At 42.7% G+C, this 10,114-nt stretch carries 9 protein-coding genes, 1 tRNA gene and 1 rRNA gene; 1 reads left to right on the top strand and 10 read right to left on the bottom strand.

What is annotated here, in order from left to right:
- The 8 genes from R7P74_RS19350 to R7P74_RS19315 all read right to left on the bottom strand — a co-directional run.
- Positions 1-67, bottom strand: a 16S ribosomal RNA gene (locus tag R7P74_RS19350); the annotation flags it as partial.
- Positions 68-616: 549 nt separating this feature from the next.
- Positions 617-1,870, bottom strand: coding sequence for an HD-GYP domain-containing protein (locus R7P74_RS19345; RefSeq protein WP_318123079.1), 1,254 nt, complete (start codon positions 1,868-1,870; stop codon positions 617-619).
- 130 nt (positions 1,871-2,000) lie between these two features.
- On the bottom strand, positions 2,001-2,999 hold the full coding sequence (locus R7P74_RS19340) for a LacI family DNA-binding transcriptional regulator (RefSeq protein ID WP_005381031.1): 999 nt from the start codon (positions 2,997-2,999) through the stop codon (positions 2,001-2,003).
- Positions 3,000-3,103: 104 nt separating this feature from the next.
- Positions 3,104-3,859, bottom strand: coding sequence for a chitin disaccharide deacetylase (gene chbG / locus R7P74_RS19335; protein WP_005381046.1), 756 nt, complete (start codon positions 3,857-3,859; stop codon positions 3,104-3,106).
- An 18-nt stretch (positions 3,860-3,877) separates the two neighbouring features.
- Positions 3,878-5,200 (bottom strand): 6-phospho-beta-glucosidase, encoded by a 1,323-nt coding sequence (locus R7P74_RS19330; RefSeq protein ID WP_005381048.1) that lies wholly within the window; start codon positions 5,198-5,200, stop codon positions 3,878-3,880.
- 12 nt (positions 5,201-5,212) lie between these two features.
- Positions 5,213-5,524 (bottom strand): PTS lactose/cellobiose transporter subunit IIA, encoded by a 312-nt coding sequence (locus R7P74_RS19325; protein WP_031777269.1) that lies wholly within the window; start codon positions 5,522-5,524, stop codon positions 5,213-5,215.
- Positions 5,525-5,575: 51 nt separating this feature from the next.
- Entirely contained in the window at positions 5,576-6,910 is a 1,335-nt protein-coding gene (locus R7P74_RS19320; protein ID WP_005381064.1) for a PTS sugar transporter subunit IIC, read from the bottom strand.
- Between the two features lie 87 nt (positions 6,911-6,997).
- The gene (locus R7P74_RS19315; protein ID WP_025767645.1) at positions 6,998-7,303 is read right to left on the bottom strand and encodes a PTS sugar transporter subunit IIB; all 306 of its coding nucleotides are present in this window, start codon (positions 7,301-7,303) and stop codon (positions 6,998-7,000) included.
- A gap of 247 nt (positions 7,304-7,550) precedes the next feature.
- On the opposite strand from R7P74_RS19315, the gene R7P74_RS19310 reads away from it, so the two are divergent.
- Complete coding sequence (locus tag R7P74_RS19310; protein ID WP_062730828.1) at positions 7,551-8,834, top strand: carbohydrate-binding protein; 1,284 nt, start codon at positions 7,551-7,553, stop codon at positions 8,832-8,834.
- Between the two features lie 247 nt (positions 8,835-9,081).
- Here the strand turns inward: R7P74_RS19310 and R7P74_RS19305 are convergent.
- Positions 9,082-9,166: transfer RNA gene (locus tag R7P74_RS19305), tRNA-Leu, on the bottom strand.
- 190 nt (positions 9,167-9,356) lie between these two features.
- Entirely contained in the window at positions 9,357-10,022 is a 666-nt protein-coding gene (locus R7P74_RS19300) for an SDR family NAD(P)-dependent oxidoreductase (protein WP_053350617.1), read from the bottom strand.
- Positions 10,023-10,114 lie beyond the last annotated feature (92 nt).

Genomic DNA, 10,114 nt, shown 5'->3' with positions numbered 1-10,114 from the left:
GCTCGACTTGCATGTGTTAGGCCTGCCGCCAGCGTTCAATCTGAGCCATGATCAAACTCTTCAATTTAAGATTTTGTCGGCTCAATGAATACTGAACATTACATAAAGTAATGTTTGAATTGACTGTGCTCTTATTGGTTTTCACTTTTGAAAAAGTAAAACAAAACAGCTCAAGGCTGCTTCCCAATTCGAATGGTCACTTCGTTTCATTGAAACCTAATTTGATACCGCTTTCCGTTAAGAAAGAAATATCTAATTGGATTATCATCAACGAGTGCCCACACAGATTGATAGGTCTATATTGTTAAAGAGCTTGCTTTACGAGAAGTTTTTCTCTCAAAGCGGAGGTGCATTCTAGCGATTTAGTTGTTAGTGTCAAACACTTTTTTAAACTAATTTTTTGTAGAAGCTTTTTACCTCTTCGACCCTGCTGAAGCCTTGTGACGTCTGCCGTGTCGATGGATGCGCATTATAGGGAGAAGATTTTCTTTGGCAATACTAAAAGTGCATTTTTTCTAAAAAAACATGCCAAATGGATACTTTCCATCCAACCCTAAAATTACCCAGAAATAACACTCAGGATTTATACAATTTACCCACAAAAAGCTGTGGATAACTACTCATCACTATCAAAGAAATAAGAAATACGCGAACGCGGATTTAGATACTCTTTTACTTTATCCGGTAATTTTGACGGATGAATCGCGTTAACTATCTTTATATCTTTTGAGGCAAGATCAATGATTGGCGCTTGCGTCCTTGGTACTGATGGATCGTAAACCAAGACATTCGGGAATAATAAATGCGATGCATTCACTGAGATAACCAGGCCGACCATATTATTAGAAAGCTGAACTACGGTACCCGGAGGAAACACGCCCATAAACTTAATTAGGATGTTCAGGCTCTCTTCTTTATATAGGTGTTTACAGTTCTTATATAAATGAGAGAGTGCGGTATAAGGAATCTTTTGGTCTGAGACTATTGGTGTATGACACAAGTTATCAAACGCATTGGCTACAGCAATAATTTGAGCAAACTCGTTGATCTCATCTCCTTTCAGGCCTTTAGGATAACCAGATCCATCTCTTAGCTCATGGTGCTGCGCGATCACAATTCTCGCGACTTCGGGAAAAGCCTCGATTTGACTCGCAAGATCGACGCCATATTTAGTGTGCAACTTTAAGTAGTTGGTTTCTGGCTCTGTTAGAGGTAGTTGCTTTCTTAATATTGCAGTCGGGATTTTTATTTTCCCGATATCATGGAATAGTGCGGAGAAGGAAAGCTCTTTCAACTGTGCTGCTGAGTACCCTTTAGCACGGCCAATCATCATCGAGATAACAGCCACGTTCAATGAGTGGAAATAAATATCTTCAAACTCATTTTTTCCGTTCATCAGATGTAACGTAACATTATCATCGCACATTAACTTCTCGACGATATCTTCAATAAGAAGCTTTGCTTCATCAACTGCTGCTGTCGGACGATTACGGATTTTAGTCATGACTGAACGCATACGTGCCAGAGAGCGCTCAAACTCTTTTTCACACTGAATTACGCGTCGACGGTATGCACTTAACTTCTCTATGCGGTTCTGTTTTTCTTGCCACATTTTTTGAGTTTCATGATCTAACGACGCTTCATTTGTTACTCTGTCAGCTTGTCTTTGATCAACAGGGAGTGGAACGGCATCGCTTTGCTCTGGATTAAAGTAAACGAACTTTACGCCGAGGTGGCGGATCATCTCGACTTGCTCTTGGTCTTTAATCTTAAAGCTATTGAGTAGAAAGGGGTGATCGTTCCACTTTAGCGGAAGACGGATATGTAGTCCGGGTTGAATACGATCGACCGTTAGTTTAATGGCTGCCACTTATTCACTACTGATTTATATTTCTTAAGAGAGTTAGAATACTAGTAAATTTTGTGAATAAATTCATCAGTAACTATCAAAACATCAAACCGTTATTTCTAAGCGACTCACTTAATTAGATAGAAGTAAGCTACTTTAAGGAGCGATCTGCTTTGCGTATTTTAAGCTTGGCCTCGAACACTGGCTTGTCTATTACTTCTTGATCTTTGACTAGCCCCATTAACGTTTGTACCGCTACACGGGCCATGTCACTGATAGGAAAGTGCACTGCTGATACTGTAGGGTAAAGACTTTCACAAAGATCAACACTGTCAAAGCTAGTTAATGAGATTTGCTCTGGTACAGAAATACTGTGCTCGTGTAAGTACTGCATTGCGCCAACCGTCATTTCTTCACTGCACGAAAAGACAGCCGTCACATCAGGGTGTCGTTGTAAAATTGCAGCCATTGCATCATAACCACTTTGCCGGCCATAATTCCCTTCTTCACACCAGCTTTCATCAATATCTATACCAGCATCCTTCATTGCATCAATATACCCAAGCTTTCTCAATACACTGTTATGACGTTGGGATGGACCGGCAATACAAGCAATCTTTCGATGACCACCAGCTAAAAGGTGCTCAACGGCAATACGGCTTGCATGATGATGGTTAAAGGTAACACAACGCTCTTCTATTCCTTCCACGTAGCGATCCAGGAGAACGAAAGGTGTTGGCTGTTTAGCTAGTTCACGTAAGTCATCATCTGACAAATAACGACTATGAAGTACATAGCCGTCACAACGTAAATCATTAAAACGCTGAATTGCCTCTTTTTCACCTTGTGCAGAATGATGGCCTTGAGCTGTAATCAAAAACTTCTTATGAATATCCAGCTCGGTCTGAACCTGCTCCATCATCTCGCCAAAGAAGCCCCCCGTATAGTAAGTCACCAATAACCCAACCATATTACTGGATGAGGTTGCGAGTGAACGAGCAATTGCACTGGGACGATAATTCAATTGCGCCATAGCCTGCTCTACTTTTTTTCGAGTTTCCTCACGAAATTTCCCCTCTCCATTAATAATTCGAGAAACGGTAGAGCGATTTACACCGGCGAGTTCGGCTACATCTTTAATCCTTGCCATAATGCTATTGGGTCCAACTGCAATTGTTATTAAATATTCGTTTGTGTAGAACGGCTGCCAGCAATTCGTAAGGTGCTATAGGGGGCGAAGCTGGCAGCCTTTAATCATACACCGACCATTTGATTGGTAGAAACAAGCTCAGAGTAATCCGTGACAGTTATACCATGATGAGCTAACTGTTCTTTTAAAATGGGAGAGGTAAGAACTTGTAACTCTAGCTCTCGCTGAAGCGCATAGCCACTCTTTAAGATAAGCGCCTGATCGGCCTCTGCCGGGTGGCACATCACCTCAACCAAGTCATAGTCAGCTTTTAAGCTCAATAGATGTGCCATTAAGCCATCCAAGCTCACTTTTTGATCATAAAACTCATCAGTAAAGATATACCTGATTGTCATCGATTCTTGACACAAGCCAGTGCCCCGCAGTGGCACTCGGTATTCATTCGCTACTTCTTTAATAACGGGCAAAATTTGAGGGTGAGTATGCGCGTGATGATGGCTATCTAAGTGGCTTAGCTCTAACCCAAGCGATAAAAAATGTTCCACCTGAGCTTTTGCTTCATCATAAACGACCTGAGTTTCGAAGTCCTGCTTACTCCAAAGTTCGTCATAGTTGATAAAGTGCGCTCGGCCGTTAGTCAAGTTACGATGCTTCGTTATAGGCACACCTGCTGTAAACCTAAGATGAACGCCAACTTTCAAGTCTGGATTATGGCGAGCTAGTTCTAAGGCATGTTGCTCAGCATCCATACCCACCATCATGGTGGTTGAATGAACCACACCTTGCTGATGAGCTTTAACGATGCCGTTATTTACACCTCTCGTTAAACCAAAATCATCAGCATTAAAAATGACTTTCATCGGCGCCCTTCCTTAGTCTTACAACGTCGTTAGTTTAAATTGAGGTAAATACGGAGCGTTCACCGCCAGAATATCATCCAGGATTGACTTGGCGCGGCCAATGTCAGGCACCAATGGGTTATTGGTTAATGCCATAAGCGCCTTGTCATAATTACCTTCGACAGCAGCTTCTATTGTTAGCTGCTCATACGCTTTAACTTGATGGAGTAATCCTTTGATATTGTTTGACAACTCGCCAACCGCAAGAGGTTTCGCCCCCCAGCTACCAATCACGGCACTACATTCAATCACAGCATCGTCAGGTAGGCCGTTGATCGCTCCATTATTTAAAACGTTAACAACATGAATACTATTACGATTGTTATAAATTGAATCAACTAGGTTCAGTGATGCATCAGAATAATAAGCACCACCCCGCTCCTCTAACTCTTTCGGCTTATGATCGAGGGTAGGATCTTGATAGAGCTTAAATAGCGCATTTTCTGTTTCCATTACCTGCTCAGCACGAGTGCCTTTTTCATCGGCACTTTGTTTCTCTTCAGCAAGCATGGCATCAGTTTGATAGAAGTAGCGATGATAAGGACATGGTATCGCCCCCAGTGCTTTTAGAAATGCCGGATCCCACGGTTCTTCCCAGATATTCTTCATACTGAAGTTGGCACCATCACCGACTTTCTCTAATACCGTTTGAGTAATATCTTCCCCATTGAGCCATGCTTTGTGTACCCACACGAGATGGTTTAACCCAGCAAACTCAAGTTGTAGCTCTTTTGGCTCGCACTCCATCATTTCTGCAATCATCATTTCCATTGAAACGGGCACATTGCATAAACCAATACTCTTTACTTTGGTGTACTTACTGACCGCTTCGGAAACTAAACCCGCTGGGTTGGTGAAATTGAGCATCCATGCGTTTGGAGCCAACTCTTCAATATCTTTACAGATATCAAGAATGACCGGAATGGTTCGCAGTGCTTTAGCAAAACCACCAGGGCCCGTTGTTTCTTGGCCGATGACGTCGTACTTGATTGGGATTCGCTCATCGTTAGCGCGTGCAGCAAGGCCACCAACACGAAACTGCGTCATCACAAAATCTGCATCTTTTATCGCAGCACGGCGATCGAAACCGGCTTTTATCTCAATTTTTGCGCCGGCTTTATCGACCATTCGCTGAGCCAATCCTTTGATGATCTCAAGCTTCTCAGCTCCTGACTCAATGTCCACAAAATGGATTTTCTTAACGGGTAAATATTCTAAGCGCTTAATAACCCCTTCAACCAATTCCGGGGTATAGCTACTACCACCGCCAATAATGGCAAGTTTGATCGCCTCTCTAGACATTTTCATCCCCCTTTATTTGTTCGAGATTTTTTTGTTCAGTGCGACGATTTCTACAGCCATCTCTTGAGCCAAAATCGTAGTCATTAGGTGATCTTGAGCATGCACCATCACTAACGTCATCGGGACTTTCCCTTCTCCCTGATCTTCTTCAATAAGCTGAGTCTGTATTAAGTGGGCTTTATTAATGCACTCTCTTGCTTGAGAGAGCTTCTCATCAGCCGCTTCAAAATCTTGCTCTCGAGATAAACGCAATGCTTCGTAGCTTAAACTTCTGGCTTCACCAGCATTGCAAATGATCTCCATTACAACCAATTCTTGTTCCATCATTTTCTCTCCGAAAATCGGGCCGCGGTAATTGCGGCCCATTAAGCACAGTTAAGCAGTAACGCCTTCGCCTGACGGCTGCGTGTCACCTTTAGTTTCCTTCGTCGTTGGTAGTTCTTGCTCCAACATTTGCTTCTCAAACATTTTGAAGAATGGGAAGTAGATGATTAGATCAAGAATTAATAAACCAATGACGAGCAATACTGGCGCAAAGGTCCAACCGCTACCCCACGAAGCACCTATCAGTGCCGGTGTTGTCCAAGGTGTTGTAGCGACACCCATACCTACAAAGCCGACATGCACAGCAAAATACGCAATCGTAGCGTTGATGACTGGAGCGAAGACGAACGGGATAAACAAGGTCGGGTTCATCACAACTGGGCTACCGAAGATCACCGGTTCGTTGATTTGGAAAAAGCCAGGCACCGCACTCATTCGACCAATGCTCTTAAGGTGAACAGAACGGCTAAACGACATCAGCATAACAAGAGCAAGTGTTGCACCAGAGCCGCCAATAAAGATGTAAAAATCCCAGAACGGTTGAGTAAATACGTTTGGAATCGGTTCACCTGCAACAAAGGCTTCAATGTTGGCACCAATGTTGGTCAAAAAGATTGGAGAAAGCAGTCCAACAACAATTGCAGCACCATGAATACCCGCAAACCAAAGTAGCTGGCAAAGCAATAAAGCGCCAATAATGGCAGGCAATGAGTTAGACGCACTAATTAGCGGTTTAAAGATAGCCATAACAGCATCTGGAATCAGCATGTCGTACTGGGTTTGTACGAAAAGGCTAAGTGGATATAAGGTAATGAATATCGCTAAGACTGGTAGCAATACTTCAAATGATCGCGCAATCGCCGGTGGCACCTGCTCTGGCATGCGAATCGTAATATTGTGCTTTTTCATAAAACGGTAGAGCTCCACCGAGAAAAATGCACACATCACTGCGGTGAAGATCCCGGTTCCGCCCATGTGAGACATAGACAACGCGCCATCTTTAGCTGGGGCCGCAATGAGTAAAAAAGACATTAGTGACAATACAGCACTCGTGATCCCATCCATCTTGTAAGCCTTAGCTAAACTATAAGCAACGCCCAGCGAAACAAAAATGGTCATGATCCCCATCGACATGTTGTAGGGCATCATTATGGTATCAAAATGTGTAGTGGCGAAATCGAGCCAAATTCGACCAAAAGTAAAGGTTGTATCTTCGGCAAATGGGGGGAATGCAAAAATCAAAATGAAACTACCGACAATAATAAACGGCATTGCGACAATAAAACCGTCTCTCATTGCGCGAACATGGGGCTGATTCCCCACTTTAGCTGCTATAGGGGCTATATGCTTTTCGACTGCGCCTATAATTGCGTCATAAAGCTTCATAGAGTCCATCCTTATTTTAGGCAAAAGAATCCCGCATCAAATATTTATATTTGATGTACAGTTATCTTTTTAATTTAAAACTATAGTTTAGTTAATTAATTCTAATGCTTGCTCTAGTACTTCTTCTCCCTTCATCATTCCATAATGCTGAGGAGAAATAGCATCAATGTTTTTACCATGCTCTTGCGCCGTTTTTCTTAGCTCTTCTAGCTGAAAACGTACTTGAGGCCCGAGAAGACAAACATCGTACTCTTTAATTGCATCTTCAAACGCATTCACTGACATTGCATCAATTTTGCACTCAATTCCTTTATTTTCAGCAGCTTGCTCCATTTTCTTAACAAGCATACTGGTGGACATCCCTGCGCTACAGCATAAAAGGATCTTTTTCATAGCCTTACTCCCGTTGTGTAAATTTCAACCTGTAAAAACTGTAGCAAAAATAACCAAGACAAAAAAGCGCAACCGGTTGCATTATTCGTGAACACAATCCCAATTTAGAAAATACCACCTATTTTTTTGTAATTATTTAGGTCTAGGATAAAAGTCATAAAATAATTTAAGACATCACATTAAGTTTCAAATTATCAATATTTTACTACTGACAACGTCGTTATTAATTTCTTAAAAGGAATAGAGAATGAAATTTAATAAATTGGCTATTGCAACGCTTGTAAGTGCCGCACTATCACAACACTCATTTGCTCAAACCGACTCTAAAGGCACCATTTATCTAACGTTTGATGATGGACCAATCAATGCATCTATTGACGTTATTCAAGTACTTAACCAGGAAGATATCAAAGCGACGTTTTACTTTAATGCTTGGCATTTAGATGGAATTGGTGATGAGAATGAAGACCGTTCCCTAGAAGCCTTAAAGCTCGCATTAGACACTGGTCATATTGTTGCGAACCACAGTTACGATCACATGGTGCACAACTGCGTGGATGAATTTGGACCGAACAGTGCTGCGGAGTGTAATGCGACCGGGGACCACCAGCTTAACTCGTATCAAGACCCTGTTTACGATGCCTCAATGTTTACGGAAAACTTATCTGTGTTAGCAAAGTATTTGCCGAACATTACAAGCTACCCGAACTACAAGGCAACAGAGTTTGCTAGACTGCCCTACACCAACGGTTGGCGCGTGACGAAAGACTTCAAAGCAGATGGGTTATGCGCCACGTCTGATAACCTTAAACCTTGGGAACCAGGATATGTATGCGATACATCCAACCCATCCAACAGTGTAAAAGCAGCTATCGAGGTTCAAAATATCCTAGCGAATAACGGCTATCAAACTCACGGTTGGGATGTGGACTGGGCACCCGAAAATTGGGGCATTGAAATGCCAGCAAACAGCCTTACAGAAGCAGAAGCATTTCTTGGATATGTGGATTCCGCGTTAAACACTTGTGCACCAACAACGATTAAGCCGCTCAACTCCAAAGCTCAAGAGTTCCCATGTGGTACACCTTTACACGCCGATAAAGTTATCGTATTAACTCACGAGTTCCTATTTGAAGATGGTAAGCGTGGCATGGGTGCAACGCAAAACCTACCTAAGCTCGCTAAGTTTATACAGTTAGCAAAACAAGCGGGTTATGACTTCGACACAATGGATAACTACACACCGAACTGGCAAGTTGGTCATAACTACGACGCTGGCGATTACGTCTTACACCTAGGTACTGTATACCAGGCTGTAACAAACCATACTGCACAACAAGATTGGGCACCGTCTCCAACCTCTAGCCTTTGGACAAATGCAGACCCAGCCACTAACTGGACTCAGAATGTTTCCTATAAACAAGGTGATGTGGTGACTTATCAAGGTTTGCGTTATCTAGTTGATGTACCGCACGTGTCCCAAGCAGACTGGACTCCGAACACTCAAAATACCTTGTTCACAGCTCTATAGGCTGTTCCTACTATCACCATGTAGTAGTTTGCGCGAGGCATACCCCTCGCGCTTTTTTGTTTTGAAGATCCAGATACAACAAAGCCCCGACTTTCATCGAGGCTCTGTCTTAAAATATGGTACCGGTGGACGGAGTTGATTGGACTGGCATTCCTGCCGCCACCGCGAAGGCAACGCTAACTTCCTTTTGATATTTACGAGCACCTAAAACGACGAAAGGCCGCTATAAAAGCGACCTTTCTATGTATGGTACCGGTGGGCGGACTTGAACCGCCACGCCCGAAGGCAACGGATTTTGAATCCGTCGTGTATACCAATTTCACCACACCGGCATCTTTGGGCTATTGCCCTTTGATGGTTGGCATTATACGTAAGCTTTTGACCTGCGCAAGCAGAAATACCTTAAATAACTATCGTTTGCTGATAATTTCGCCACAAAGTGTGACAAAGCTGTACTCATAAGAAACGTACGCTCCATTTTCTACTACTCTTCCAGATGAAAATGAGTATACGAAACTCTTTTTAAGTTCTATTCACTGTAATATCAGAAACATAACCATTCCCAATGCTCGACAACGCATTATGTAGCATCTCTGCGGCATCTTCTGCTTGCATGAAGTGACTCGTGTCCATCGTATTGCCGCTTGTTTTCCAGAATTCCGTATCCATTCCACCAGGATAAACCGCGATAATTTTCATAGGTTTTCCTTTTAGCTCCAAACGAACCGACTCAATTAATCCTTTGATGGCCCATTTCACTGCACAATACGTAGACTCTTGCGCTTTAGGTTGTTGCGCGGCTGTAGACATGATCATGACCACTTTTATTGGATGATCTTTGTAACGCTTTACTAACTCTCTTAACACATGAATCGCAGAATTCAGGTTGTTATCAATCAACTTTTGAATCTCTTCCGGCTCCTGCTCTTCCAGTAAGCCAAAATAACCACTTCCCGCACTATGAATGACCATTTCAGGGGACTGTTTCACCCCATCAAAGAGCTGTTTCACATTTTGGTGCGATGAGAGGTTGCAAGCTTGATAACCAACGTTATGAGAGAGTTGTTTTGCTAGTGCGGATAGTTTTTCTGTATTTCTTCCTATTACATACGTCTCTTTGCCTTCCGCATCATAACGCTTTGCTAGTTCCGCCCCTAAACCGCTACTTGCACCTGTAATTACAATCATGCGCTACCTCTTTTCAATCACATACTTTTAATTCATCTATCAATTAAGGTAACAGAATCGTGGTAATTCACACCTCAAGAGCACCATTCTTT

It is taken from the genome of Vibrio sp. 2033 (assembly GCF_033339735.1).
This window is presented reverse-complemented; position numbering and strand designations above follow the sequence as displayed.